The following is a 25834-nucleotide window of genomic DNA, read 5'->3' as shown; positions in this document are numbered from 1 at the left end:
GGCGGCCTTTTCGGGGTTTTCGTCGGGGGGTCTCGATAGAATGGACCTGGGGACGCCCCCCGGAGAGGGTGGGGGAGTTTCTGGGGGTCTTCTGGGCCGGGAGGCCTGCAAAAACCGCGGCTGTTCTGGCCGCCGCCGGTCGGGTGAGTCGGCGGCTACCGTTCTCTGACGATCGCTTCCGGCGCCGAATTGCTGATCTTCAGGTGACTGCCGAGCCGGTTCGAAGCGGTGCCGACCGCCGCCGGCCCGCGGACCGGCGGCGGCCTTCGCTCAGCGGCCCGCCGGGGTCACGTTCAGCATCATCCCCGCCAGCCCCCGCGCCCGGACCGAGAGCTTCTTCGCCACGTCGCTGAGCACCGCCGAGGCCGGGGCCTCCGGCTCGGACAGCACGATCGGGGTGCCCGCGTCGCCCTGGGCGACCACTCGGGGGTCCATCGGGACCTGGCCCAGCAGGGGGACCTCCGAGCCGATCGACTTCGTCAGCGAATCCGCCACCGTCTGACCGCCGCCGGAGCCGAAGATCTCCATGCGCTCGCCGGACGGCGTCTCCAGCCACGACATGTTCTCGATGACCCCCGCCACTCGCTGGCGCGTCTGCAGGGCGATCGCGCCCGCTCGCTCGGCCACCTCGGCCGCTGCCTGCTGGGGCGTGGTCACCACCAGGATCTCCGCGTTCGGGATCAGCTGGGCCACCGAAATCGCGATGTCGCCCGTGCCCGGGGGCAGGTCCAGCAGGAGGATGTCCAGGTCGCCCCAGAACACGTCCGCCAGGAACTGCTGCAGCGCCCGGTGCAGCATCGGGCCGCGCCAGACCACCGGGGTGTTGCCCGGGGTGAACATGCCGATCGAGATCACCTTCACGCCGTGGGCCTGCGGCGGCATGATCATCGTGTCGACCTTGGTCGGCTTCTCGCGCGCGCCCAGCATGCGGGGGATCGAGTGCCCGTAGATGTCCGCGTCCACCACGCCCACCGACAGGCCGCGCGCGGCCATCGCCGCCGCCAGGTTCACCGTCACCGACGACTTGCCCACGCCGCCCTTGCCCGACGCCACGCAGTACACCCGGGTCATCGAGCCCGGCTGCGCGAACGGGATCACCGGCTCGGCCGCGTCGCCGCGCAGGGACTTGCGCAGCTCGGAGCGCTGCTCGTCGCTCATCACGTCCAGCTCGACCCGGACGTCGGCCACGCCCGGGAGCTTCGAGACGGCCGCCTTCGTGTCGTTGGTCAGCGTCGCCTTCAGCGGGCAGCCGGCCACCGTCAGGTAGATGCCGACCGTCACGACGCCGTCGGCGCCGACGGCCACGTCCTTGACCATCCCCAGGTCCGTGATGGGTTTCCGGATCTCCGGGTCTTGCACGCTCTTCAGCGCGCTGCGGACGTCGTCGACGCTGGGGAGCTGCTGGGTGCTGGTCACCCCGTCCATGTTACGAGCCGGTAGGAGTGCGTGACTTCTTGGGCTTTACGTCCAGGTCCTCCCGCAGCCGGTCGAGCTCGCTGCGCAGGTAGTCGCGCGTGGCCACCTCGCCGATCGCCAGCCGCAGCGCCGCGAGCTCCCTGGCCAGGTACTCCGTGTCGGCCTTGGTCTGGGCCGCCCGGTTGCGGTCCTCTTCCAGGGAGACGCGGTCGCGGTCGTCCTGCCGGTTCTGCGCCAGCAGGATCAACGGCGCCGCGTACGCCGCCTGCGTCGAAAAAGCCAGGTTGAGCAGGATGAACGGGTACGGGTCCCACTGCAGCGACACCGCCGTGATGTTCAGCACGATCCAGACGACGACGAGCAGCGTCTGCCAGAACAGGTACTTCCCGGTCCCCAGGAACCGCGCGATCCGCTCGGTGAACCGGCCGAAGGAGTCCGGGTCGATGTTCAGCCTGAACCGCGCTTGGCCGCGGGGCTGGTCCAGCCGCCGTCCCGAAGTCAGCTCAGGCACGCTCTTCCTCCAAGGTGTCGTGGAGCCCGGTTTCGCGCCAGTCCTCCGGCAGCAGGTGGTCGAGGACGTCGTCGACGGTCACCGCGCCGATCAGGTGGTCCTCGGCGTCGACGACCGGGCCGCAGGTCAGGTTGTAGGCCGCGAAGTACCGCGTGACCTCGGCCAGCGAGGCCTTCGGTTTCAGCGGCGGCAGGCCCGTGTCGACGGCGCTGGCGACCAGCTCCGCGGGCGGCTCCCGCAGGAGGCGCTGGAAGTGGACGACGCCGACGTACCGCCCGGTCGGTGTCGCGGTCGGCGGCCGGCAGACGAACACCATGCTGGCCAGCGCCGGCGGCAGCTCGGCGTTGCGGATGTGGGCCAGCGCCTCGGCGATCGTCGTGTCCGGGGTCAGCACCACCGGCTCCGGCGTCATCAGGCCGCCCGCGGTGTCCGACGAGTACTCCAGCAGCCGCTTGACCGGCGCGGACTCCTCCGGCTCCATCAGCTCCAGCAGCCGGCTCTGGTCGGCCGGGGCCAGCTCGGCCAGCAGGTCGGCCGCGTCGTCGGGGTTCATCGCCTCCAGGACGTCGGCCGCGCGCTCCTCGGCCAGGTAGGCCAGCAGCTCCTTCTGGTCGTCGTCCGGCAGCTCTTCGATGACGTCGGCGAGGCGCTCGTCGTCCATCGCGTCGGCGACCTCGTGGCGGCGCTTGAGCGGCAGGTCGCGCACGGTCGCGGCGATGTCGGCCGGGCGCATGGTGTCGAACAGCATGAGCAGCTGCCCGGCGCCCTGGGGCTGGCGCGCGAGGTCGGCCAGGCCGAGCCCGGCCACCTCCGACCACGGCAGCACCTGCATCGTCGACCGGCGGCGGCCCAGCCCGAGGCGCCGCTCGCGGATGGCGAGCTTGGCCAGGACCCAGTCACGGGTGCGGGTCGGCTCCATGCCGGCGTCGACGACGGTGATCCGGGTGCCCGGGCCGGCCAGCGTCGCGTGCGCGTCGAGCAGCTGGCCGAGCACCAGGACCTCGTTGGGGCGCTGGTTGAACTGGCGCATGTTGACCGAGCCGGTGGCGAGCGTGACGGCGGTCGGCTCGATCGAGGTGACCCGCAGCATCGGCACGAAGACGCGCCGCCGGGTACTCAGTTCGACGACCAGCCCGAGGATCCGCGGCGGCTGCGCGTCCAGCCGCAGCCCGGCGACCAGGTCGCGGACCCGGCCGATCGACTCGCCGTCGGGGCCGAAAACCGGCAACCCGGACAGCTGAGCTGCGAAAACCCTGTTGACCCCGGCCATGGGGCAGACACTATCGGCTGGCTGCCCAGACAGCGATCTCCGCCACCCCGCTTATTTCGGGGGTCCGGGTGGCGGAGCCCCCGGCCCGGGGCGAAGCCCCGGATGTCACTGTGATCAAGGCCGGGTCGTCGCTGTCTTCGCCCGATTCCGCGAATTCCTCGAGCATCCAGATCCAGTTCTGCACGGCCCGCACGAGCGTCCAGGCCCGTGCCTTCGCCGGGTCCAGCTCCTGCGACGCGACGATCACCGCGAACCGTTCGTCCGGTGTGGACTCTCCGAAGCGGTTCCAGAACAACGGGATCACGCCCCACTCGAGGTCTCCCGCCAGCGGTTTCGGGTCGATCACCAGCCACGGCTCACGGGTACCCGCGAGGACGTTCTGGAAGTGCAGATCCTCGTTCACCAGGACTTCAGCCGCCGACGGCCCGAGTTCGCGGCAGATCGCGACGGCGTCGGCGACCAGCCGCCGGTCGAACGGCTCGCCGAGCTCGGACCAGCGGCGGGGGAGTTCTTCGGTCAGCCGCGCGGCCTCGGCCCGCAGGCGCCGGCGCATCGACACGGGTGCCGGGACGGCCAAGCGCCGCGCCAGGCCGCCGATGAGCGGGACCGCCGAGCGCAGCGGGAGGTCGTCGAGGGTGCGCCCGGGGTCGAGCCGTTCGAGCAGCAGGACGCCGTCGTCGGGCGCGGAAGCCAGCAGCAGCACCGCACCCCGACCGGCCCATGTGGACAGTGCCAGCGGTTCGCCGTCGGACTCGGCGTCCCGCCAGCCGAGCTTCAGCACCACCGGCGTGCCGTCGGGCAGCCGCGCGGGCTGCACCACGCCGACGTAGCCGTGCATGGCTTCGCCCTCGAACGCCAGGTCCCACTTGCGGGCGTACGCCGCGGCGAGCTCCGGCAGGGCGGCGAGCCACGGGACGGCCTCCCGCCCGAGCACCTTCGGCGCACGGGCGGCGAACAGCGGCGGGACGCGGAGATCGGTCACCACCCCAGTCTGGTGAGCCGGTCCAGCGCATTTCGTCACGGTCGGCGCGGGCGTACGCTGGGCTTTCAGGGCTTGTCGGAAGCCCCCGGAGGCAGCCATGCTGGTGGAGATCTTCAGCGCCGTCGTCATCGCGGGTGGGGCCTGGCTCGCGTCGAGCGTGCGCGTCGTCAAGCAGTACGAACGCGGACTGGTCTACCGGTTCGGGCGGGTGCGGTCGCGGGTCCAGGAACCCGGGCTGGCCCTGCTGGTGCCGTTCGCGGACCGGCTGCAGAAGGTCAACATGCAGATCGTGACCATGCCCGTGCCCGCCCAGGACGGCATCACCCGCGACAACGTCACGGTCCGCGTCGACGCCGTCGTCTACTTCAAGGTCATCGACCCGGTGGTCGCGGCGGTCAACGTGCAGGACTACCGCTCGGCGGTCGGCCAGGTCGCGCAGACGTCGCTGCGCTCGATCATCGGCAAGAGCGACCTCGACGACCTGCTCTCCAACCGCGAGCGCCTCAACGAGGGCCTGGAGCTGATGATCGACAGCCCGGCGCTGGACTGGGGCATCCACATCGACCGCGTCGAGATCAAGGACGTCGCCCTGCCGGAGGCGATGAAGCGCTCGATGTCGCGCCAAGCCGAGGCGGAGCGGGAACGACGCGCGCGCGTCATCTCCGCCGACGGTGAGCTGCAGGCGTCGTACAAGCTCTCGCAGGCGGCCGCGCAGATGGCCGACACCCCGGCGGCGTTGCAGCTGCGGCTGCTCGAGACCGTCGTGCAGGTGTCGTCGGAGAAGAACTCGACGCTGGTGCTGCCGTTCCCGGTCGAGCTGCTGCGGTTCCTCGACGCGCAGACGCCGAAGCCGGCTGCCCCGGCGCCGGCCGCCGCACCCGAACCGCAGCCGGAGCAGGTCGAGGCGAAGCCGGAGGTGAACGGCCACGCGACGCCGTCGCCACGCAGTCCAGGCGACGCGGTGCTGCCGTCGGCGGACTAGCTGCCCAGGTAGCCGTTCGTGCCCAGGATGATCAGGGTGGTGAAGAACCCGACCCAGAGCGCGACCACGACGTAGCCGACGATCACGGCGGCCGTGGCCAGCCCGCGGCCGCCCGCTTCGCCGCGGTTGGTCTTGCTCAGCGCGATGTGGCCCATGACGAGCCCGGCGAGCGCGGTGATCCCGGAGCAGAAGCCCAGGATGGAGCACACGAGAGCGCCGATCGCGAGTGCGTTGTGGCTGCGCGGCGGCGTCGCATACCCCTGGCCGTACGGCTGCCCGTACGGCGCCGGTGCGGCGTACGGCTGCCCGTAGGCGGGCGGGTACGGCTGCTGCTGGTAGGCCTGGGGGACCGGCTGACCGGGCGGCGGCGGTGCGTACGGCGTGCCGGGGATGTAGGCCGCCGGCGTTTCGTACGCCCCCGGCGGCAGCTGGCCCGGCTGCTCGGCGGCGACGGTCGGCTCCCAGCCCGCCGGGACTTCGGCCGCCGGGACTTCGGCCGCCGGGACCTCCGTGGCGGCGGCTTCGGTGACGGGGACATCGGCGGCGGGCGGGTCCGAAGGCGTTTCCGAGGCGATCGTGGCGTCGGCCGCGGGCGGGTCGTAGTTCTCCGGCTCGTACGGCGCGGGGTCGGCCGCCGGCGGCGGGTCGTACGCCGCGGCCGGGTCGGCGGCCGGGCGGTCCTTGTCCCCGGACAGGTCGGTCATGACGGGTCCCCTCGGTGCGGGTGGGAGGCCGACGGCTCGGCGGAATTGTCGGTGGTCGCCGGTAGAGTCGAAAACGGGGGGCGCCCCGGCGTCCGGGTCACGCGTAGCCGAGGAAGCCGAGCGCGATCCCGAGCGCGAAGAACGCGATGTTGAGCGCGATCCCGGCGTAGCCCACGATGATCGCCGCGAGCGCGACACCCTGGCCTTCGGCTTCGCCGCGCTTGGCCTTGCCGTGGGCGATGTGGCCCATGATGATGCCGGCGACGCCGATCAGGAAGCACAGGACGAAGCCGAGGATCGAGCAGACGAGCGCGCCCACCGCGAGGCCCGAGCCTTCGCGCGGCCCCGGCATCCCCGGGTAGCCGGAGTACTGCGGATAACCACCGCTCGGGTACTGCTGACCGTAACCAGGCTGACCGTAACCGGGCTGGCTGTAGCCGGGCTGGTCGTAACCGGGCTGCTGGTAGCCGGGCTGCTGGTAACCCCCCGACGGCGGCTGCCCGCCGTACGGGTTGTTCGGGTCCTGCGGATAAGTCATGATCTCTCCCCTCCCGTCGCACTTTACGGGGCCGGACCCGCCGAGCGTGAGCGCCCTCATAGCAGGGTTTCGGCTTTCGGGTCATACTCACCGGTAACCCAGCGCCGGGAGCGGCGTCGTACTCCGGAAAGGGAGCCGTGATGGCCCGTCTCGCCCAGACCGCCGGCCTGACCGACGTGCAGTCGGAGATCCTCGCGACCGTCCGCCAGTTCGTGGATAAGGAGGTCATCCCGCACGCGCAGGAGCTCGAACACGCCGACACCTACCCCGCCGACATCGTCGCGGGGATGAAGGAAATGGGCCTGTTCGGGATCACCATCCCGGAGGAGTACGGCGGGCTCGGCGAATCGCTGCTGACCTACGCGCTGGTCGTCGAGGAGATCGCGCGGGGCTGGATGAGCGTCTCCGGCGTGATCAACACCCACTTCATCGTGGCGCACATGATCACCCGCCACGGCACCGAAGCGCAGAAGCAGCACTTCCTGCCGCGGATGGCCACCGGCGAGGTCCGCGGCTCGTTCTCGATGTCCGAGCCCGACCTCGGTTCGGACGTCGCCGCGATCAAGACGAAGGCGAAGAAGACCGACGGTGGCTACGTCATCGACGGCTCGAAGATGTGGCTGACGAACGGCGGGTCGTCCAACCTGATCGCGCTGCTGGTCAAGACCGACGAAGGCGCGGAGAAGCCCCACCAGAACCTGACCACGTTCCTGGTCGAGAAGCCCGAGGGCTTCGGCGAGGTCGCGCCCGGGCTCACCATCCCCGGCAAGATCGACAAGATGGGTTACAAGGGCGTCGACACGACCGAGGCGGTCTTCGACGGCTACGAGATCGGTGCCGACATGGTCCTCGGCGAAGCGCCGGGCAAGGGCTTCGCGTACATGATGGACGGTGTGGAGGTCGGCCGCGTGAACGTCGCCGCGCGCGCCTGCGGCATCGCGATCCGGGCGTTCGAACTCGCCGTGGAGTACGCCCAGCAGCGCAAGACGTTCGGCAAGGCGATCGCCGAGCACCAGGCCGTGGCGTTCAAGCTGGCCGAGATGGCGACCAAGGTCGAAGCGGCGCACCTGATGATGGTGAACGCCGCCCGGCTCAAGGACTCCGGCGCGCGCAACGACGTCGAGGCCGGGATGGCGAAGCTGATCGCTTCCGAATACTGCGCCGAGGTCACCCAGGACGCGTTCCGCATCCACGGCGGTTACGGGTACTCGAAGGAGTACGAGATCGAGCGCCTGATGCGCGAGGCGCCGTTCCTGCTGATCGGCGAGGGCACCAGCGAGATCCAGAAGACGATCATCAGCCGCGGCCTGCTGCGGGAGTACAAGTCCCGTTCCTGAAGGGCACTTTCCCGTGAAAGTGCCCCCGCCGGTTTGTCGCTCTGTCGACAATCGACCGCCCGGCCTTTCGGGCTAAGCGGCTCGCACGGTCCGGGCGTTCTTGACAAGATGGACGCCCGGACAACGAGTGCGCAGGTGATGATGTGAGTAGTCCCTTTGGCGGGGGGCGGGCGCCCGGTGGCCTGCCGCGGCTGCCGACCCCGCCGACCGGCTGGCCGATCGGGTCGTACGCGACCTACGGCGAGGCGCAGCAGGCGGTCGACTTCCTCGCCGAAAGCGAGTTCGCCGTCGGCGACGTCACGATCGTCGGGGTCGACCTGATGCTCGTCGAGCGCGTGATCGGGCGGCTCACCTGGGGCCGCGTGCTCGGCACCGGCGCGGTGTCCGGTGCGTGGTTCGGCCTGTTCGCGGGGCTGCTGCTGGGGTTGTTCGTCAACCAGGGCTTCGCGTTGCAGGTGCTGACCGGGGTCGTGCTCGGGGTGCTGTCCGGGCTGATGTTCGCCGCCATCGGGTACAGCATGTCGCGGGGCCGCCGCCGGGACTTCTCCTCGGCGAGCCAGCTCGTCGCCGGCCGCTACGACGTCCTGTGCCAGCCGCGCTCGGCCGAACAGGGCCGGGAACTGCTGGCGAAGCTCGCTCTCAAACCGCCGACGGCCAACCCCTAGAACCCCGCTCCTAGCAGGGAAAAATCACAATTCGACGCGCGGTGGGCTGAATCGTTACCGATACTGCTTGCGGGGTGTGATCGCCCGGCATAAGTTGGCCGACACAGTCGGGCGGCCTCGCCCAACCAGCGCGGCGGCCCGAGCACTAGCACGTCGGGGTGCTGGCGCGGTTTCGCCTCATCGCGCCGCGGTGCCCTCCGGGTACCGCGGTAACCGGCGTGCACGCGGGTGAGGAGGCCTTATGGGGAAGAGGATCGGCGCGGGTAAACGAGGACGGTCGCCCGGCCGCACCGCCGTCCTGCTGGGGGCAGGGGCATTGGTGACCGGCGTGCTCGCCGGTTGCGGCACGAGTTCCGGGCTCAAGATCAACGTCTACATGTCGCCCGAGGACAACTTCCAGAAGGTTGTCGACGGCTGCAACCAGAAAGCCGCCGGCAAGTACGAGATCGTCTACAACAAGCTGCCCCGCGGGGCGGACGACCAGCGGCTGCAGATGGCGCGCCGGCTGGCGGCGGGTGACACCGCCATGGACATCCTGGGGCTCGACGTCACGTGGGTCTCGGAGTTCGCCGAGGCCGGCTGGGCCGAGGAGTGGACCGGCCAGAACAAGGCCGAGGCGTCGCAGGGGGTGCTGCAGGGACCGCTGGACACCGCGACCCACAACGGGAAGCTCTACGCGGCCACGAAGAACACCAACGTGCAGCTGCTCTGGTACGACGACCGCGTCACGCCGAGACCGCCGGCGACGTGGGACGAGATGATGCAGAAGTCCCAGGAGCTGAAGTCCCAGGGCAAGCCGTACGAGATCGTGTTCACCGGCGCGCAGTACGAAGGCCTGGTGGTCTTCTACAACACGCTGGTCGCGTCGATGGGCGGGCACATCCTGTCCGACGACGGCAAGTCCGTGGTGATGGACGACGGTGCCGTCAAGGCGCTGGAACTGCTCAAGAAGGTCTCGACCTCCGGGCTCACCGACCCGTCGCTGAGCAACATGAAGGAAGACGACATCCGGCAGGCGTTCCAGCGCGGCCAGGCGGCGTTCCAGCTCAACTGGCCCTACGTCTACGCCGCCTACGCCAAGGACAAGAAGGCGGACCTGCCGCACTTCAAGTGGGCGGTCTACCCGGCGGCCGCGCCCGGCGTGCCCGCCCGGACCACGATCGGCGGGTTCGACCTGGCCGTCAGCACCTATTCGCAGCACAAGCCGGAGGCCTTCGAGGCGGCGCTGTGCCTGCGCAGCCCGGAAAGCCAGAAGATCTCCGCGATCAACGACGGCGTGCCGCCGAGCATCGAATCGGTGTACCACAACGACGTTCCGCTGGATCCGAGCAAGCCGGCGTCGGCCGACAACCCGAACATGGCGACCCAGTACCCGATGCGCGAGGCCATCCTGGCCGCGCTCAAGACGGCGGCGGTGCGTCCGCTGACCCCGGCGTACCAGAACGCCTCGACGGTCATGTCGAAGATCCTTTCGCCGCCGTCGGACATCGACCCGCAGGCCACCGCGGCCAAGCTGCGCGAGCAGCTCGGTGACGCGCTCCAGTCGAAGGGAGTGATCCCGTGACCGTCCAGGACTCGACCCCGGCCGGCACCGCCGGGGCCACGGCCGCCCCGGCGGCGGCCCCGCCCAAGAAGGGCAAACCCGTCCTGTCCGAAGGGAAGAAGGCCGAGCGGCGGCTCGGGCTGTGGCTCTGCGCGCCCGCGTTCATCGTGATGATCGCGGTCACCGGCTACCCGATCCTCTACTCGATCTGGCTGTCGCTGCAGCGGTACGACCTGCGGTTCCCGTCGCAGCAGCAGTTCGTCGGCTTCGACAACTACGCGGCCGTGCTGTCCAGTTCGTACTGGTGGACGGCGTTCGGCACCACGATGCTCCTGACCGTGGTGTCGGTGGCGATCGAGTTCGTGCTCGGCATGGCGCTGGCGCTGATCATGCACCGGACGCTCGTCGGCCGCGGCCTGGTCCGCACCGTCGCGCTGATCCCGTACGGCATCGTCACGGTCGTCGCGGCGTTCTCGTGGTACTACGCGTGGACGCCGAAGACCGGGTACCTGGCGAACATGCTCGCCTCGGACGCGGCCCCGCTCACCGAGCAGTGGCCGTCGCTGTTCATCATCATCGGCGCCGAGGTGTGGAAGACCACGCCGTTCATGGCGCTGCTGCTGATGGCGGGCCTGGCGCTGGTGCCGGACGACCTGCTCAAGGCCGCGGCGATGGACGGCGCGAGCGCGTGGCAGCGGTTCACGAAGGTGATGCTGCCGGTGATGAAGCCGGCGATCCTGGTCGCGCTGCTGTTCCGCACGCTCGACGCGTTCCGCATCTTCGACAACATCTACGTGCTCACCAACGGCGCGCAGGACACCGGCTCGGTGTCCATGCAGACCTACGACAACCTGGTCAAAGGCCTCAACCTCGGCATCGGGTCGACGATGGCGGTGCTGATCTTCATCACGGTGGCGATCATCGCGTTCATCTTCATCAAGGTGTTCGGCACGGCCGCACCGGGTTCGGACAACGGGGGTAAGCGCTGATGACGATGGGAACCGTCACGACGGGCCGCAAGGTCAGGTGGGGCCTCGTCGACATCCTCGTGCTGGTGTTCGCGCTGGTGCCGGTGCTCTGGGTGGTTTCGCTGTCGTTCAAGACCAAGGACACGATCACCGACGGGGCGTTCGTCCCGCAGTCGTGGACCTGGCAGAACTACGCGGACATCTTCCAGACGTCGGAGTTCCTGCGGGCGCTGGTCAACTCGATCGGCATCGCGATCATCTCGACGGTGATCGCGGTGGTGCTGGGCACGATGGCGGCGTACGCGATCGCCCGGCTGGACTTCCCCGGCAAGCAGCTGCTGGTCGGGCTGTCCCTGCTGATCGCGATGTTCCCGCAGGTGTCGCTGGTGACGCCGCTGTTCAACATCGAGCGGAACCTCGGGCTGTTCGACACGTGGCCGGGCCTGATCCTGCCCTACATCACGTTCGCGCTGCCGCTGTCGATCTACACGCTGTCGGCGTTCTTCCGCGAAATCCCGTGGGAGCTGGAGAAGGCGGCGAAGATGGACGGCGCGACGCCGGCGCAGGCGTTCCGCCGGGTGATCGCGCCGCTGGCCGCGCCGGGCGTGTTCACCACGGCCATCCTGGTGTTCATCTTCTGCTGGAACGACTTCCTGTTCGCCATCTCGCTGACGTCGACCACGGCGTCGCGCACGGTGCCGGCGGCGCTGTCGTTCTTCACCGGGTCCTCGCAGTTCGAGGACCCGACCGGGCAGGTGTGCGCGGCCGCCGTCGTGATCACCATCCCGATCATTGTGTTCGTGTTGTTCTTCCAGCGTCGCATCGTGGCGGGGCTGACCTCCGGTGCGGTGAAGGGGTAGCGCTATGGCAGAGATCGTGCTCGACAAGGTGTCGAAGAAGTACCCCGACGGCGCTCTCGCCGTGTCCGACGTGGACATCACCATCGCCGACGGCGAGTTCATCATCCTGGTCGGCCCGTCCGGCTGCGGGAAGTCGACGACGCTGAACATGGTGGCCGGCCTGGAGGACATCTCCGCCGGCGAGCTGCGGATCGACGGGCAGCGCGTCAACGAGAAGGCGCCGAAGGACCGGGACATCGCCATGGTGTTCCAGTCCTACGCGCTCTACCCGCACATGAGCGTCCGGGAGAACATGGCCTTCCCGCTGCGGCTGGCCAAGGTCGACGACAAGACCGTGCGGGCGAAGGTCGAAGAGGCGGCGAAGATCCTCGACCTGACCGCGCACCTGGACCGCAAGCCGGCCAACCTCTCCGGTGGCCAGCGCCAGCGGGTCGCGATGGGCCGGGCGATCGTCCGCAGCCCCAAGGCGTTCCTGATGGACGAGCCGCTGTCCAACCTGGACGCCAAGCTGCGCGGCCAGATGCGGACGTCGGTGTCGAAGATCCAGAAGCAGCTCGGCACGACCACGCTGTACGTGACGCACGACCAGACCGAGGCCATGACGCTGGGCGACCGGGTCGTGGTGCTGCGGGCCGGGTACGTGCAGCAGATCGGCTCGCCGCAGTTCCTCTACGACAACCCGGCGAACCTGTTCGTGGCCGGGTTCATCGGCTCGCCGTCGATGAACTTCGTCCCGGCGACGCTGGAGAACAACGAGCTGCGCAGTGCACTGGGCACGACGCCGCTGACCGACCGCGTCCGGCAGCTGGTGGAGCGGGCGAACGCGCCCCGCGACGTCATCGTCGGCATCCGGCCGGAGCACTTCGAGGACGCGGCGCTGGTCCAGACCCCCGGCGCCACGTTCACCGCGCACATCGACGTGCTCGAGTCGATGGGTTCGGAGAAGTTCGCCCACTTCACGCTGGAAGGCGAGTCGGTCACGTCCGAAGAGCTGGCCGAGCTGGCCGCGGACAGCGGCTCGTCGGACGTCCCGGGCGCGGAGTCCCAGATCGTGGCCCGCCTCTCCGCGGAGTCGGCCGCGAAGGAGAACGCGGACCTGCAGGTCTGGTACGACGCGGACAAGATCAAGCTGTTCGACCCCTCGAACGGCAAGAACCTCACCTACGAGGACTGACCGGGTCCGAAAGGCCGCCTCGAGGAGCTCCGCGCTCCCCGAGGCGGCCTTTCGGCTTTCCCGGCTCTTACGGCGCCGGGAGCCGCGGGAAGATCGCGTTCGCCGCGGCGCGGGCCTGGGCGCACGTGGCGTCCCCCGCGGTGCCGGCGGTTTCGACGACGCTGATCTCCGCGAGCTCGCGGTGGCCCGGCAGGCCCGGGGCCGGCTGTGTCGTGTCGACCAGGCAGAAGGCGCCGGCCACCCGGACCCGCGCCTCACGGCCGCTGAGGGTCTCCGGCGCGGTCGCCGGTTCCGTCGTTTCCACCGTCAGCTTCAGGCTCACCTTGCCGCGGATGCAGCTGTGCCCGGACAGGCCGGTCGCCGGCCGGCTGGCGGGGCCCGCCGCGCCGTCGAGGGCGTGGTCGTCGAGCAGGACGCACGGCGCCACCCGGCCCCACGAGCGGTCGGGGAAGGTCAGGCGCCCGACCTTGTTCCCGGTGATCGCGGCCAGCGCCGAGCCGACGGCGGCGTCCGCGACACCGCAGCGGGCGGCCTGGTCGCCGGTGCCGTCGGTGACCGACACGTCGAGCCGGTTCCCGTCGGCGAAGGTGATGGCGCGGGTGCACGCGCTGCGGTCGTTGAACATCGACTGCTGGATCGCGACGCCGTCCGGCACCGGGCCGGGGTAGTCGTAGGGCTTGAGGTTCGGGTCGGAGTCGAACGCCAGCGGCCCGACGAGGATCGTGCGCGGGCCCGCTTCGGCGTGGCAGTTCTCGAACGTCGGGACGGCGACCGCACCGGGCGCCACCGACGGCACGTCCAGCAGGCTGCAGTAGTCGACGGTGCCGAAGTCGCCGAGCGCGGCCGCGGCGGTCAGCGGGGTGGGTCCGGGGTCCGGCGCGGGCTCGGCCCGGGTCGTGGCGCAGCCACCGGTGAGGAGGGCGCAGAGCATCGCGACGGCCAAGCATTTCGGACGCGGGTACACGGGGTGCAAGTATCACCACATCACGCGGAAAAGCCAGCCCTGACGGGGACATCTCTCACTATCTTCCTGACTTCCCGCGGCGAACGGGCAGTTCAGGCGCTTTCCCGGGTACGGCCGCAGCATTGTTGAAGCTTTTTCGGTTTTGCCGTCCCCTAAGGGAGCGATCCACCCCGCGAGCGATGCGGAAGCGGGTACTCCGGTGGTGAAGTGGAGATATCGGAACTTCGAGGAAAGGGAAACGACGATGAGCGCACCGGTCACACGACGGCTGTCCCGCCCGCGCCACGGCCGCATGATCGGCGGCGTCTGCGCGGGCCTCGCCCAGCGGTACGGCATGAAGCCCGGCACCGTGCGGCTGCTGGCCGTGCTGTCCTGCCTGCTGCCCGGGCCGCAGTTCGTGGCCTACCTGATCCTCTGGGCGGTCATCCCGGCCGAATAACGGCTTTTCCCGTCAGCCGCCGGTGATCCGAGGCGATCACCGGCGCTTCGCTGTCCTCAGGGGCGCCAGCAGGACATCGCTTCGTCGATCTCCTGCTCGTCGAGCGGCGGGTGCGGCAGCTCCGACGCCCGGCCCGGTTCGGCGCGGAGGCCGTCCAGCAGCATCGCCAGGCAGCGGCGCCACAGGTCCGGCTCCACCGCGCAGGTGTACTCCACCACCGAGCCGATCATCATGTGCAGGAGCGGGAGGTCCGTCGGGGCGAAGTCGGCCCGCAGCCCGCCCGCCGCCTTCGCCCGCTCGACCAGCTTTGTGATCAACGGCACCATGCGGGCTTTCTCTTCGGCGACGTGTTCGTGGCCGAACTGGTTGGACAGCATGATTTCGCGCAGGCCGCGGTCGCCGGAGTGCAGCTCGGCCGCCTTCCACGTGAAGTCGACGAACGCCTGCCACGCGTCCTCGGCCGTCAGCGCCTCCGCGGCGAGGTCGCCGATTTCCTCCATCCGCTCGGCGAACATGGCCTCGACCAGGTGCTCCTTGCTGGGGAAGCGGCGGTAGACCGTGCCGACGCCGAGACCGGCGTGGTGGGCGATGTCGTCCAGCGTGGCCTCGAGCCCGCGCCGGCCGAACACTTCGCGGGCCGACGCGAGGATGCGACGGCGGTTGAGTTCAGCGTCACGCCGCAGCGGCCGCGCCGGTGCGGCGGGACCAGCGTCCCGTGCCATGGGTCCAGTCTAGCTCGTGAAGTAGAGGCGCCGTCTCCGGTTCTTGTGTACCTTGGGGCGAGTAAGGGGAGATACCTACTCCACATAATCTTGTGATCACCTTCTGTGAGGACACTCCATGCCCGAGTCCACACTCGTCGCGCCGTCGGGGGACACGCGCGCCGGTGAAACCGCCGGAAACCCGCACCACGCCAGACGCTGGCTGATCCTGGTGATGATCGGCATCGCGCAGCTGATGGTCGTGCTCGACGCGACCGTCGTGAACATCGCGCTGCCCTCGGCCCAGCTCGACCTGGGCTTCTCCAACGACGCCCGGCAGTGGGTCGTCACGGCCTACGCGCTCGCGTTCGGCAGCCTCCTGCTGCTCGGCGGCCGGCTCGCGGACCTCTTCGGCCGCAAGAACACCCTCCTGGTCGGCCTGGCCGGCTTCGCCGCGGTGTCCGCGCTCGGCGGCTTCGCGACCAACATCGAGATGCTGCTCATCGCCCGCGCGGCGCAGGGCGTGTTCGGCGCGCTGCTCGCGCCGGCCACGCTTTCGCTGCTGACCACGACGTTCACCGACCCGAAGGAACGCGGGCGCGCGTTCGGCGTGTTCGGCGCCATCGGCGGTGGCGGCGCGGCGGTCGGGCTGCTGCTCGGCGGGGTGCTCACCGAGTACCTCGACTGGCGCTGGTGCATGTTCGTCAACATCATCTTCGCGGTGGTCGCGTTCGCCGGCAGCTCGGTCCTGCTGCGCAACCAGCGGGACGAGGGTCCGCGGCCGAAGCTCGACCTGCCGGGCACGCTGACGGCGTCGGCCGGGCTGTTCGCGCTGGTCTACGGCTTCGCCAACGCCGAGTCGCACTCCTGGTCCGCGGTGTCGGTGTGGGGCTTCCTGGGCGCCGGCGTGGTGCTGCTGGGCGTGTTCGTCTGGCTGCAGCAGCGCGTCGCGCACCCGCTGCTGCCGCTGCGCGTGCTGCTCGACCGGGACCGCGGCGGCTCGTACCTGGCGATGTTCCTGCTCGCCATCGGGATGTTCGCGATCTTCCTGTTCCTGACGTTCTACGTGCAGCAGAACCTGCGGTTCACGCCGATCCAGAGCGGCGTCGGGTTCCTGCCGATGGTGGCGACGCTGATGCTGGCGGCCACGACGGCGACGGCCGTGCTGCTGCCGCGGGTCGGCCCGCGGCCGCTGGTGCCGACCGGCATGGCGATCGCCGCCGCCGGCCTGTTCTGGCTGAGCGGCATCGGCCTCGACAGCACGTACGCCTCCGGCGTCCTCGGCCCGCTCCTGGTGATGGGTTTCGGCATCGGGCTCGCGATGGCGCCGGCGATGAGCGTCGCGACCTTCGGCGTCGAAGCGCACGACGCGGGCGTCGCGTCCGCGGCGGTGAACACGATGCAGCAGGTCGGCGGTTCGATCGGCACGGCACTGCTCTCGACGCTGGCCGGCAACGCGGCCACGGCGTACCTCGTGGGCAAGACCCCGACCCCGCAGCTGGCGGCCGAGGCGGCCATCGAGAGCTACACGACGGCGTTCACGTGGGCCGCGGTGATCTTCGTGGCGGGCGCGCTGCTCAGCGGCCTGATCCTGCGCCCGGGCGTCCCGAAGGGCGAAGCGGCGCCGGGCGCCGTGCACATGTAGTTCCGGCGGCGTGACCGGGCTCAGGGAGGAGCCCGGTCACGTCACCAGGCCGTGGCGGTAGGCGTACACCACCGCCTGGACCCGGTCGCGCAGGTCCAGCTTCGTGAGGATGCGCGACACGAACGTCTTCACGGTCTCCTGGCTGATCACCAGCCGCGCCGCGATCTCGCTGTTGGACAGGCCGTCCGCGAGCAGACGCAGGACCTCCAGTTCACGCGGGGTCAGCGGGACCTCCGGTGCCGCGTCCGGTGCGGGCCGGATCCGGGCGGCGTGGCGGCCGACCAGCCGCCGCGTCACCTCCGGGTCCAGCAGGGCCGCGCCCGTCGCCACGGTGCGGATGCCGTGCAGCAGCCGGTCCGGCGGGGCGTCCTTCAGCAGGAAGCCGCTCGCGCCCGCGCGCAGCGCCTCGTACACGTACTCGTCGAGGTTGAACGTCGTCAGCACCAGCACCTTGACCGGGTGCGGGACGCCCGCTCCGGCCAGCAGCCGGGTGGCCTCGATGCCGTTGAGCACCGGCATGCGCACGTCCATCACCACGACGTCCGGGCGCAGCCGGGCGGCGAGGTCCACCGCGGCCCGCCCGTCCCCGCACTCGCCCACCACCTCGAACCCGGGCTGGGCGCCGATGATCGTCACCAGCCCGGTGCGGATCAGCATCTGGTCGTCGCAGACCAGGACCCGGATCGGCGCGCTCACGCCGGGGTCCCGGTGGGGATCCGCGCCGCCACGACGAACCCGGCGCCGTCGTGGCCGCCCGCGCTGAAGTCGCCGCCCAGCACGCCGACGCGCTCCCGGAGGCCGGTGAGGCCGCGGCCGCTCCCGCCGGGGGACACGCTCCCGGACCCGGCGGCCGTGCGGACCGCGACCGCGATTTCCCGGGCCCCGTGGTGCACTTCGACCGAGGTGCGGCTGCCGCGCGCGTGCTTGAGGGCGTTCGTCAGCGCCTCCTGGACGACCCGGTAGGCCACGAGCTCGGCGCTGCCGGCGGACTCCGCGGGCGTGCCCTCCTCGGTGAACTCCACCGGCTGCCCGGCCTGGCGGGCCTGCTCCACGAGGGCGAGCAGCCCGCCTTCGGTCGGGGCCTTGGCCTCGTGCTCGGGGTTGAGCAGGTCGAGCAGGTGCCGCAGGTCGGCGATGGCCCGACGGCCGGTGTCGGTGATCGCGGTCAAGGTCCCGTCCAGCCGATCGGGTGCGGCGGTGAGGTACCGCGCCGCTTCGGCCTGCACGACCATCGCCGTCACGTGGTGGGTGACGACGTCGTGGAGTTCGCGGGCGATGCGGGTGCGTTCCGCGGTGAGCGTGTCCTCGGCGACGCGGCGGCGGCGGTCGGCCTCCGCCGCCCGGGTCGAGCGCAGCCACGCGCCGATGCCCCACGCGAACGCCAGCAGCAGGTAGAACGTGACGAACTCGACCACCGGCTCGGTACCGGACCGGAAGAGCACGACCGCCAGCAGCACGTACGCCGCGGAAAACAGCAGGGCGGTGGTGCGGGGCCGGTGCCCGTGGGCGCCCGCCGCGACCAGCGCGACGGCCAGCGCGGTGCCCGCGACCGAGTGGTAGCCGCGGAGCTGGTCGAGTGCGAAACCGAGCGAAACCAGGGTGAGGCACAGCGCCGGCCACCGCCGCCGCACGGCGAGCGGGAGGGTCTCGAGCAGCAGCACCCCGATCGCCGTCGCGTCGAACGGCCGGGCGGGCAGGCCGCCGAGTTCGGTCCCGTGGTTGCGCAGCGCCGGCACGAACGCCGCCGCCAGGAACAGCAGGCCGAGCGGGAGATCGCGGAGGACCGGGTCCAGCAGGCGCCAGCGCGCCAGGAGCCGCCGGTGATCGATCACGGGGCGAGTGTAGTGACGGTGTCGACCCGCTCGGCGCGCTCGTGCCGGCTGATCAGGTGACCCCGCCGGCGCGCCAGCCACAGGAACGCACCCGTCGCGAGGACGCAGAACAGCACCGAATAGAGGCTGCCCTCCGGACCGAAGTCGCCGCCGGTCACCAGGGACGAGCCGGACGTCACGCCGTGGAGGAGTCCCTGCGGGGTGCCGTTGCCCGAGACCTCCGTGCCGAAGAGCCCGGCCGCGGCGAAGTTCCAGCCGAAGTGCACGCCGATCGGCACCCACAGCCTGCGCGTGGCGACGTACGCGGCGGTCAGCAGGCCACCGGCCTCGATGGCGATGGCGAGGGCGCCCCAGAGGGTCGCGTGCGGGTTGAACAGGTGCGAAAGCCCGAACAGCAGGCCGGTGAGCACCAGGGCGAGCCAGGTGCCGGTCCACTTTTCGACGAACCGGAACAGGATGCCGCGGAACAGCAGATCCTCCGTCACCGCCGCGGCGGCCATGAACCCGATGAGGCCCACCGCGCCCGGCACCGAACCCCAGCCACGCACCTCGTAGTCCCCGAGGAGGGCGATGTTCGCGATGACGGCTCCGAAGAGCGCCACGCCGATCAGCACCCCGCGGCCGAGCGCGAGCCCGGCACCCGGCCGGCTCAGCTCGGTGACCGGCCGGTGCTCGGTCCGCCGCACCACCCACCGGTAGACGACCACCGCGAGCACGGCGGTCGCGCCGCCGACGAGCAGCGTGAGCCACGGATTTCCGTCGACCGCGGCCGCGCCCTGACTGCCGGCGAACGCCACCGCCGCCACCGCCAGGAACTGCCAGACGACCCTCATGAGAACCCCTTCGCGTCACCCGCGGCGTTTCCGCGGTTGCCACGAACGCTAGGGATCGGACGGCCGGTAATCGTCCCCTCGCGGTGGACACCTGCGCGTAGCTCTCGCGGGGGACGCTTGAACCTTTCGCGGGCCCGGCGCACTAATAGGGGTGTGGTCCAAGACGCCGAATTCAGCGAGTACTTCGCCGCGCGGGTCCAGCGGTTCCGCCGCGTGGCGTTCGCGCTCTGCGGGGACTGGCACGCGGCCGAAGATTTGGTCCAGACCATGTTCGTCCAGCTGTACCGGCGCTGGCGGCGGGTGCGGCCGGGCACCGTCGACGCCTACGCGCGCCGCATCCTGCTGAACCTGTTCCTGGCCGGGCGGCGGGTTTCCGGCCGGGAGTACGTGACGTCCTCGGTGCCGGAGCGCGAGTCGCCACCGGACCGGGACACGCCGCTGCGCCTCGACGTCGAGCGCGCGCTGGGCGGGTTGACGCCGCGGCAGCGCGCGATGGTCGTGCTGCGGTTCCTCGAAGACCTCCCGGTGAGCGAGGTCGCGGCGCTGCTCGGCGTCGCCGAAGGAACGGTCAAGTCCCAGACGGCCCGCGGGGTCGAAGCCCTGCGCGCGGTCCTGCCGGCGCCGACGACGGAGGAGGCGTGATGGACGACGTCCGGTCCCTGCTGACGGCCTACGTGACCGAAGCCGAGCCGCCGATCGGCCTGTCCGGCGAGGCGGTCCTCGCGGCGGCCCGCCGGGCGCGCCGGCAGCACCTGCTCACGGCCGCGGCGGCGGTGGGCGTGGTCGTGCTGGCCCTCGGGCTGGCGGTGGTGGTGCTGCCGCACCGGGCTCCGGTGGCCGGCCCGGCGTGCCCGGTTGCCACGGACACGCGCGCGGCGCTGGTCGACCGCCTGAGCTGCCTGGTGGGGCGGGCGGTTCGCGCGCTGCTCCCGCCCGATGCCCAGATCTCGCGGTTGACGATCCCGGGCGAAACCCCGCCCGCGGACCCGTTCCACCTGATCGCCGACCCGGCCGGGGCGGCCCCCCGCGACGCGCTGTTCCACATGGGCGTCCGGGTGACCGACGCCCGGGGCACGGGCTCGGTGTACTTCCTGATCCTGCCGGGTGGCGCGGGCGGCCCGCCGTGCGGCGACCCGGAGCAGCTCACCTGCCGCACGGAAACCACGCCCCGCGGCCTGCTGTGGCTGGCGACGCTGCGCTCGGGCGACGTCGTCACCAACCGGGTGGGCCTGGCGGCGCCTGCCGCGCACGTGCAGTTCTGGTCGGACAACAGCGGGGTGCTGCAGCAGACGGGCGTCCGGCTGCCGAAGCAGCGCCCGGAGCCGACGCTGACCCTCGACCAGGTGCGGCAGCTGGCATTGACCCCGGGCCTGGACCTGTAGCGCGACGAGCGTCCAAGTTTCGCTGAGCGCGACCCGGCCCAAGCGCCCCAATGTGGCCTTCGGTGCGTTGAATCAGCACTGCGGCGCGGAGCGCCTCCGTTGAGGGTGGCGGTGGGGGCATGGATGGAGCACCCAAGGCGGCCTTCGGTGCGTCTGACGCAACCAAGGCCGCCTTGGGGCGCTCGGGACCTGCCCGGCTCGATGAGCGTCGACGACCTCTGTCGGTGCCGGACCTCGCCCGGTCAGGGGGTCAGGGCCACGAAGCCCAGGCCGGTCGTGCGCTCGGCCAGGTCGAGGGCGGCCGCCGGGTCCTCCAGGCCGGCCGTCACCAGCTCGACCGCGGAGAGGTCCAGCACGCCGGACCGGACCAGGTTCCACACCGTCGTCACCGTCCGGGCGTCGCTCATCCACGAGCCGCGCAGGGTGAGCCGGCGGTGCATCAGGTCGCCGTACGGGATGGCCAGGTCCTGGCGCACGCCGCCGACGAGCACCAGCGTGCCGCGCACCCGCAAGCTGTCGTAGGCGGCCATGGTCGCCTCCGCCGACGGCGCCGCGCCGAGCGTGTCGACGGCGGCGTCCACCGGGCCGATCCCCGCCGCGTCCGCGGCCCGGTCGCCGGTCAGCCGGTGGGTGCGCACGCGCGGGCCGAGCGCGGCCAGCCGGTCGAGCGCTGCCTCGTTCCGGCCCACCGCGGTCACCGTCGCGGCGCCTTCCGCCAGCGCCGTGAGCACCGCCGCGCCGCCCAGCTGACCGGTCGCCCCGAGCACCGCGACGTCGCGGCCGGCCACCGGGCCCGCCGCGTGCACGCCCGAGGCGGCGATGCACAGCCACGGCAGGAACGCCAGCCGGGCCGCGTCCGGGTACGCCTCCGCGCCGGGCAGCTTGATCAGGGTTTCCTTGGCGCACAACGCTTTCTCCGCGAAGACGCCGTCACGCCACACCGCGCGCATGCGGTCCGTGCGCTCGCTGCCGGCGCCGGAGCCGCCCAAGCCGACCCACCCCACCAGTACCTCGTCACCGTCGCCCGCGTCGAGCAGCGCCGTGTCGACCACGACGTCGCCGGGGGCGACGTGGAAGACGTCCGGCGCGACGTCGAGCACGCGCCCGACGCAGGACGGCCCCAGGGTCAGGGGCACCGGCAGGCCGCCGCGGTTCCCCTGCACCACCGCTTTCGTGTACGCCGGGAGGTGCGCGGCGAGCACCTCCACCAGCACGCCGCCGCCCTGGAGCCGGGGTTCCGGCACCTCGGAGAGGCGGACGTCGTCGTCTTGCGCAGTCACAGTCCAAGCTCGCATGGGTCCAGCCTCCCCGGCCGTTAAGCTGGTATCCAGAATCGCGTTGTTCTGGTACTGGAGGTTCCAGGGTGAGCACGGAACTGGGCGCGTTCCTGCGCAGCCGCCGGGAGCGGCTGACCCCGGCCGACGCCGGCCTGCCGCCGACCGGGCGCCGCCGGACCCCGGGGTTGCGCCGCGAAGAGCTCGCCCTGCTGGCCGGCATCAGCGCCACCTGGCTCACCTACCTCGAGCAGGGCCGCGACGTGCGGCCGTCCGGCCAGGTGCTGGACGCGCTGGCCCGGGCGCTGCGGCTGACCGGCGCCGAGCGGGAGCACCTGCACCGCCTCGCCGGCGGCGGGGTAGCGCCCGAGGAGAGCGTCGGCGAAGAAGCCGCGCCGGAGGTCGCGGGCGTCCCGGCGTTGCTGGGTGACAACCCCGCGTACGTCACCGGCATCTGCTACGACGTGCTCGCGTGCAACGACGCCGCCGACGAGCTGTTCCGGGGCATCGGGCCGGGCGGCAACATCGTGCGCTGGCTGTTCACCGAGCCGGCCGCCCGCGAGGTGCTGGTCGACTGGGAGCAGGAGGCCCGCGCGGTACTGGCCCGCCTCCGCGCCATCGCCGGGCAGCACCCCGGCCACCCGCGCGTGACGCGGCTCGTGGCCGAGCTGACCGAGGCCAGCCCCGAAGTGCGCGCGTGGTGGCCGCAGTACGACGTCCAATTCAGCCAGGCCGGCCGCAAGCGCCTCCGCCACCCCCGGCTGGGCCTGATCACCGTGGCGCACGCGGCGTTCCACGTCGCCGAGCGGCCCGAACAGACGCTGGTGGTCTACCACCTGCCTAGTGCCGGCGGGACCGCAGCGTCTCGATGACCTCGTCGTCCCAGCGGTGGGTGCGGATCAGCCGGTAGCGTTCCGCGGCCACCCACATGTACGCCTCGGCGTCCGTGCGGTCGCCGATCAGCCCGGCCTGCCGCAGCATGCCCACCACCGGCCCGAACTCCTCCTCGAACCAGCGCTGCGCCACGCTCGCCCGGTCGCAGAACCGGCCTTCGTCCTGCATCAGGCGGAAACCCCACGCCTCCACGTGCTCGCCGAGCCGCGCGTAGTCCCACGGGTCCGACACGATCACCGACGCCCGCGCGTGGCCGGTCAGCGGGACGCGCTCCAGGAACAGCCGCCGGTAGTCCTTGACGATCAGGTCGCCGCGGTGGCGGATCCCACCCGGGGCCAGCTTGGTCCGGACCACCGTTACCGATGCCTCTATTGTGGACAGTCCCTGGGCGATCGCCACGGAGACGCGGTGGTGGCCGTCGATGATGAAGTGCAGTTCGCCGACGCGGTAGACCTCGATCGGCGGGATCTCCTCGCCGCGGCGGGCGGCCAGCGCCAGGCGTTCCCAGCGCTCGCGCACGCGCGCCGACGTCGGCCGGAAGCGGCGGTCGAAGTCGCGGCTGCGGTCGACCGTGCCGACGATCGACTCCAGCTTGATCACCCGCAGCCCGATCCGGTGCTCGCCGAGGTAGCCGAGCGCCTCCACCACCTCGTGGAACGGCAGCATGATGTTGACGTCGTCGGGCTCGCGCCGCAGCCACGTCGACAGCCGCGAGAGCACCTGGCCGCGACGCGCGCGGAGGAAGTCGTTCTCCGCGTCGGCGCGGGGGAATCCCGTCTCTTTCATCAGAACTCCATGATCCGGTGGCCCACCACGTTGCGGATGCGGGTCGGGCCGGCGACGCGGTCCGGGACCGGCTCGCCGTGGGGGTGGATGTGCCCGTGCAGCAGCCATTTCGGGCGCAGCGCGTCGATCGTCCGGTGCAGGCACGCGAACCCGCGGTGCGGCGGGTCCGCGCGGTCGCCCAGGTGCAGCGGCGGCGAGTGCGTCAGCAGGATGTCGACGTCCCGCCCGTCGCGCCACCGCCGCCACCGGGCGCGCCGGACCAGCCCGCGGGCCCGCCGCGCCTGCTGGCGCTGCGTCCACTGGTTCGGCCCGTCGTTGTAGCGGATCGAGCCGCCGAGCCCGGCGAACCGCAGGCCGGCGACGTCGACGACCCGGCCGTCGGCGTTGATGCCGCCCGCCGGGCCCGGCCAGACCGTCGGGAAACCGTCCTTCATGGACAGCCCGCCGTAGCGCGTGTAGCCGCTGAGGTCGGGGTCGTGGTTGCCGGGCACGAACACGCACGGCACGTCAAGCGCACTGGCCAGGAAGGCGAGGTAGTCGTACGGCAGGTCGCCGGCGCCGATGACCAGGTCGACGGAGACGGCGCGGACCGCGTCGGTCCACAACCGCTCGTCGACCTCGTCGGAGACGACCAGCGCTTTCGGCATGCGCCCAGGATAAGGCGCCGGGCCGTTGGTGAGGCTTGTTCAGCCGTCGGCCGCCGCATGGCTTCTGCGGCGACGCGCAGCTCCCAGCGTGGGGCGCGGCGGCCTAACCAGAACAAGCCTCATTTCATCCCGTGCGCGAACCCGGGGTCGGCGACGATGACGAAAGTGATCACGAAGATCCACACGAGGCTGAGCGCGAGCGCCCAGAACTTGAGGTTGGACAGCATCCGGGACATGACGGTTCTCCGCAGGATTCCGGTGGAAAGAAAGGGGACCTAGAGCCAGCCGTTCTTCCGGAATATTCGGTACAGCAACAGGCAGATGCCCAGGATGATGGTGATCACCAGCGGGTACCCGAACTTCCAGTGCAGTTCGGGCAGGTAGTCGAAGTTCATCCCGTAGATGCCCGCGATCATCGTCGGCACGGTGATGATCGCCGCCCACGACGTGATCTTGCGCATATCGGTGTTCTGCTGCAGGGAAATCTTCGCCACGGTCGCGTCGACCAGGGTGGACAGCAGTTCGTCGAACGCCGCCACGCGTTCGGACACGGTCGTGAGGTGGTCGGCGACGTCGCGGAAGTACGAGCGGACGTCGTCCGGCACCAGCCGCGTGTAGCCCTCGGCCAGCCGCTGGATCGGCGTGGCCAGCGGCATAACGGCGCGGCGCAGCTCGAGGACTTCCCGCTTCATCAGGTAGATCTGCTCGGCGCTGACCTGCGAGCGGGGCGCGAAGACCTGCGCCTCCATGACGTCGATGTCGTTCTCGATCCGGCCGGTGACGTCGAGGTAGTGGTCGACGACGTGGTCGGCGATGGCGTGCACGACCGCGGACGGGCCCAGCTGCAGCCGTTCGGGGTCCTCGTCCAGCTCGCGGCGCAGCCGCGCCAGCCCCGAGTGGTTCCCGTGCCGGACCGTGATCACGAAGTCGCGGCCGAGGAACACCATGAGCTCGCCGGTCTCGACGATCTCGTTCGCCGTCGTCGGCGACTCGTGCTCGACGTACCGCACGGTCTTGACCACCAGGAACAGCGTGTCGTCGTAGCGCTCCAGCTTCGGCCGCTGGTGCGCTTCGAGCGCGTCCTCGACCGCCAGCTCGTGCAGCCCGAACGTGTCCGCGACGCCCTGGATCTGCTGGGCGTCCGGCTCGTGCAGCCCGATCCAGACGAACCCCTCGTGCCGCTTCCGGACCTCCTTGATCGCCTCGGAGTGGGTCCAGCGGCCGGGCAGGCGCTCACCGCCGACGTACACCGCGCAGTCGACGACGTACGCGGACAGCGGCACCGGAACCGGGCGGACCGGGACGGTGGCCTTGTTGCCGCGGCCGCGGAGGCCGCCGAGCGAGGGAATGGCAGGCATGGGATCTCCTGGTGTCGTGCGTGGTCGTGCGAGACGACGGACCAGGGGCGGAAATGCGTCCGCCCGGCGACACACCAGCGTTCCCGGGAAGAGAAGGCCTACCGAGAGATGAGCCGGCCGGCCGGTGAG

The 25834-nt window shown here is 71.1% G+C and carries 27 protein-coding genes; 12 read left to right on the top strand and 15 right to left on the bottom strand.

What is annotated here, in order from left to right; translation table 11 throughout:
• Positions 1-270 precede the first annotated feature (270 nt).
• From ACLJPY_RS21150 to ACLJPY_RS21135, 4 genes are read right to left on the bottom strand one after another with little or no spacing between them, the layout of a single operon-like run.
• Positions 271-1416 (bottom strand): Mrp/NBP35 family ATP-binding protein, encoded by a 1146-nt coding sequence (locus tag ACLJPY_RS21150; RefSeq protein ID WP_410590811.1) that lies wholly within the window; start codon positions 1414-1416, stop codon positions 271-273.
• A 10-nt stretch (positions 1417-1426) separates the two neighbouring features.
• Positions 1427-1927 carry a DUF1003 domain-containing protein gene (locus tag ACLJPY_RS21145; RefSeq protein WP_410590809.1) on the bottom strand — a complete coding sequence of 167 codons (501 nt, stop codon included), beginning with the start codon at positions 1925-1927 and terminating at the stop codon, positions 1427-1429.
• The gene (locus tag ACLJPY_RS21140) at positions 1920-3197 is read right to left on the bottom strand and encodes a magnesium transporter MgtE N-terminal domain-containing protein (protein WP_410590807.1); all 1278 of its coding nucleotides are present in this window, start codon (positions 3195-3197) and stop codon (positions 1920-1922) included. The genes ACLJPY_RS21145 and ACLJPY_RS21140 overlap by 8 nt, the downstream gene beginning before the upstream one ends.
• 10 nt (positions 3198-3207) lie before the next feature.
• Positions 3208-4182, bottom strand: coding sequence for an aminoglycoside phosphotransferase family protein (locus ACLJPY_RS21135; protein ID WP_410590806.1), 975 nt, complete (start codon positions 4180-4182; stop codon positions 3208-3210).
• A gap of 94 nt (positions 4183-4276) precedes the next feature.
• Between ACLJPY_RS21135 and ACLJPY_RS21130 the strand changes: the two genes are divergently transcribed.
• Positions 4277-5161: a slipin family protein gene (locus ACLJPY_RS21130; RefSeq protein WP_410590805.1), complete on the top strand. Its 885-nt coding sequence runs from the start codon at positions 4277-4279 to the stop codon at positions 5159-5161.
• Here ACLJPY_RS21130 and ACLJPY_RS21125 read toward each other — a convergent pair.
• Complete coding sequence (locus ACLJPY_RS21125) at positions 5158-5865, bottom strand: DUF4190 domain-containing protein (protein ID WP_410590804.1); 708 nt, start codon at positions 5863-5865, stop codon at positions 5158-5160. The two genes, ACLJPY_RS21130 and ACLJPY_RS21125, sit on opposite strands and share 4 nt — an antisense overlap.
• 97 nt (positions 5866-5962) lie before the next feature.
• Positions 5963-6403, bottom strand: coding sequence for a DUF4190 domain-containing protein (locus tag ACLJPY_RS21120; RefSeq protein WP_410590802.1), 441 nt, complete (start codon positions 6401-6403; stop codon positions 5963-5965).
• Positions 6404-6543: 140 nt separating this feature from the next.
• Between ACLJPY_RS21120 and ACLJPY_RS21115 the strand changes: the two genes are divergently transcribed.
• From ACLJPY_RS21115 to ACLJPY_RS21090, 6 genes are all read left to right on the top strand, one after another.
• The gene (locus ACLJPY_RS21115) at positions 6544-7740 is read left to right on the top strand and encodes an acyl-CoA dehydrogenase family protein (protein ID WP_410590801.1); all 1197 of its coding nucleotides are present in this window, start codon (positions 6544-6546) and stop codon (positions 7738-7740) included.
• A 143-nt stretch (positions 7741-7883) separates the two neighbouring features.
• Entirely contained in the window at positions 7884-8405 is a 522-nt protein-coding gene (locus ACLJPY_RS21110; protein WP_410590800.1) for a general stress protein, read from the top strand.
• Between the two features lie 241 nt (positions 8406-8646).
• Positions 8647-9969: an ABC transporter substrate-binding protein gene (locus tag ACLJPY_RS21105; RefSeq protein ID WP_410590799.1), complete on the top strand. Its 1323-nt coding sequence runs from the start codon at positions 8647-8649 to the stop codon at positions 9967-9969.
• Positions 9966-10937 carry a carbohydrate ABC transporter permease gene (locus tag ACLJPY_RS21100; protein ID WP_410590797.1) on the top strand — a complete coding sequence of 324 codons (972 nt, stop codon included), beginning with the start codon at positions 9966-9968 and terminating at the stop codon, positions 10935-10937. The genes ACLJPY_RS21105 and ACLJPY_RS21100 overlap by 4 nt, the downstream gene beginning before the upstream one ends.
• Complete coding sequence (locus ACLJPY_RS21095; RefSeq protein ID WP_410590796.1) at positions 10937-11776, top strand: carbohydrate ABC transporter permease; 840 nt, start codon at positions 10937-10939, stop codon at positions 11774-11776. Before ACLJPY_RS21100 ends, ACLJPY_RS21095 begins: the two co-directional genes overlap by 1 nt.
• Positions 11777-11780: 4 nt before the next feature.
• Positions 11781-12950 carry an ABC transporter ATP-binding protein gene (locus ACLJPY_RS21090; protein ID WP_410590794.1) on the top strand — a complete coding sequence of 390 codons (1170 nt, stop codon included), beginning with the start codon at positions 11781-11783 and terminating at the stop codon, positions 12948-12950.
• Between the two features lie 67 nt (positions 12951-13017).
• On the opposite strand, the gene ACLJPY_RS21085 is transcribed toward ACLJPY_RS21090, so the two are convergent.
• Entirely contained in the window at positions 13018-13914 is an 897-nt protein-coding gene (locus ACLJPY_RS21085) for a hypothetical protein (RefSeq protein ID WP_410590793.1), read from the bottom strand.
• Positions 13915-14158: 244 nt separating this feature from the next.
• Between ACLJPY_RS21085 and ACLJPY_RS21080 the strand changes: the two genes are divergently transcribed.
• Entirely contained in the window at positions 14159-14353 is a 195-nt protein-coding gene (locus ACLJPY_RS21080) for a PspC domain-containing protein (protein ID WP_003095420.1), read from the top strand.
• A gap of 56 nt (positions 14354-14409) precedes the next feature.
• Here ACLJPY_RS21080 and ACLJPY_RS21075 read toward each other — a convergent pair whose 3' ends face one another.
• Positions 14410-15075, bottom strand: coding sequence for a TetR/AcrR family transcriptional regulator (locus ACLJPY_RS21075; protein WP_410590791.1), 666 nt, complete (start codon positions 15073-15075; stop codon positions 14410-14412).
• Positions 15076-15193: 118 nt separating this feature from the next.
• Between ACLJPY_RS21075 and ACLJPY_RS21070 the strand changes: the two genes are divergently transcribed.
• Positions 15194-16699, top strand: coding sequence for an MFS transporter (locus ACLJPY_RS21070; protein WP_410590789.1), 1506 nt, complete (start codon positions 15194-15196; stop codon positions 16697-16699).
• A 36-nt stretch (positions 16700-16735) separates the two neighbouring features.
• Here the strand turns inward: ACLJPY_RS21070 and ACLJPY_RS21065 are convergent, their stop codons facing one another.
• Genes ACLJPY_RS21065 through ACLJPY_RS21055 form a run of 3 tightly spaced genes read right to left on the bottom strand, consistent with a single transcriptional unit; the run spans position 16736 to position 19364 of the window.
• Positions 16736-17395, bottom strand: coding sequence for a response regulator (locus ACLJPY_RS21065; protein WP_410590788.1), 660 nt, complete (start codon positions 17393-17395; stop codon positions 16736-16738).
• Positions 17392-18531 (bottom strand): sensor histidine kinase, encoded by a 1140-nt coding sequence (locus tag ACLJPY_RS21060; RefSeq protein WP_410590786.1) that lies wholly within the window; start codon positions 18529-18531, stop codon positions 17392-17394. The genes ACLJPY_RS21065 and ACLJPY_RS21060 overlap by 4 nt, the downstream gene beginning before the upstream one ends.
• Positions 18528-19364 carry a CPBP family intramembrane glutamic endopeptidase gene (locus ACLJPY_RS21055; protein ID WP_410590785.1) on the bottom strand — a complete coding sequence of 279 codons (837 nt, stop codon included), beginning with the start codon at positions 19362-19364 and terminating at the stop codon, positions 18528-18530. Before ACLJPY_RS21055 ends, ACLJPY_RS21060 begins: the two co-directional genes overlap by 4 nt.
• A 153-nt stretch (positions 19365-19517) precedes the next feature.
• On the opposite strand from ACLJPY_RS21055, the gene ACLJPY_RS21050 reads away from it, so the two are divergent.
• Together ACLJPY_RS21050 and ACLJPY_RS21045 are read left to right on the top strand one after the other, a co-directional pair.
• Positions 19518-20006: a SigE family RNA polymerase sigma factor gene (locus ACLJPY_RS21050; protein WP_410590783.1), complete on the top strand. Its 489-nt coding sequence runs from the start codon at positions 19518-19520 to the stop codon at positions 20004-20006.
• The gene (locus ACLJPY_RS21045) at positions 20006-20746 is read left to right on the top strand and encodes a hypothetical protein (protein WP_410590781.1); all 741 of its coding nucleotides are present in this window, start codon (positions 20006-20008) and stop codon (positions 20744-20746) included. The genes ACLJPY_RS21050 and ACLJPY_RS21045 overlap by 1 nt, the downstream gene beginning before the upstream one ends.
• Before the next feature lie 242 nt (positions 20747-20988).
• On the opposite strand, the gene ACLJPY_RS21040 is transcribed toward ACLJPY_RS21045, so the two are convergent.
• Entirely contained in the window at positions 20989-22041 is a 1053-nt protein-coding gene (locus ACLJPY_RS21040; RefSeq protein ID WP_410590780.1) for a zinc-binding dehydrogenase, read from the bottom strand.
• Between the two features lie 68 nt (positions 22042-22109).
• On the opposite strand from ACLJPY_RS21040, the gene ACLJPY_RS21035 reads away from it, so the two are divergent.
• Positions 22110-22892 carry a helix-turn-helix transcriptional regulator gene (locus ACLJPY_RS21035; RefSeq protein ID WP_410590778.1) on the top strand — a complete coding sequence of 261 codons (783 nt, stop codon included), beginning with the start codon at positions 22110-22112 and terminating at the stop codon, positions 22890-22892.
• Here the strand turns inward: ACLJPY_RS21035 and ACLJPY_RS21030 are convergent.
• The 3 genes from ACLJPY_RS21030 to corA form a co-directional block, all read right to left on the bottom strand.
• Positions 22861-23700 (bottom strand): chromosome partitioning protein ParB, encoded by an 840-nt coding sequence (locus ACLJPY_RS21030; protein ID WP_410590776.1) that lies wholly within the window; start codon positions 23698-23700, stop codon positions 22861-22863. The two genes, ACLJPY_RS21035 and ACLJPY_RS21030, sit on opposite strands and share 32 nt — an antisense overlap.
• A complete protein-coding gene (locus ACLJPY_RS21025) occupies positions 23700-24347 on the bottom strand; it encodes a metallophosphoesterase family protein (protein ID WP_410590774.1) in 648 nt (215 codons plus the stop codon). The genes ACLJPY_RS21030 and ACLJPY_RS21025 overlap by 1 nt, the downstream gene beginning before the upstream one ends.
• A gap of 275 nt (positions 24348-24622) precedes the next feature.
• Entirely contained in the window at positions 24623-25705 is a 1083-nt protein-coding gene (corA, locus tag ACLJPY_RS21020) for a magnesium/cobalt transporter CorA (RefSeq protein ID WP_410590773.1), read from the bottom strand.
• Positions 25706-25834: the final 129 nt, after the last annotated feature.

It is taken from the genome of Amycolatopsis sp. lyj-23, assembly GCF_046549135.1.
Lineage (GTDB): Bacteria > Actinomycetota > Actinomycetes > Mycobacteriales > Pseudonocardiaceae > Amycolatopsis.
Note: the sequence above shows the minus strand (reverse complement) of the source record. Positions and strands in the feature narration are given on the sequence as shown.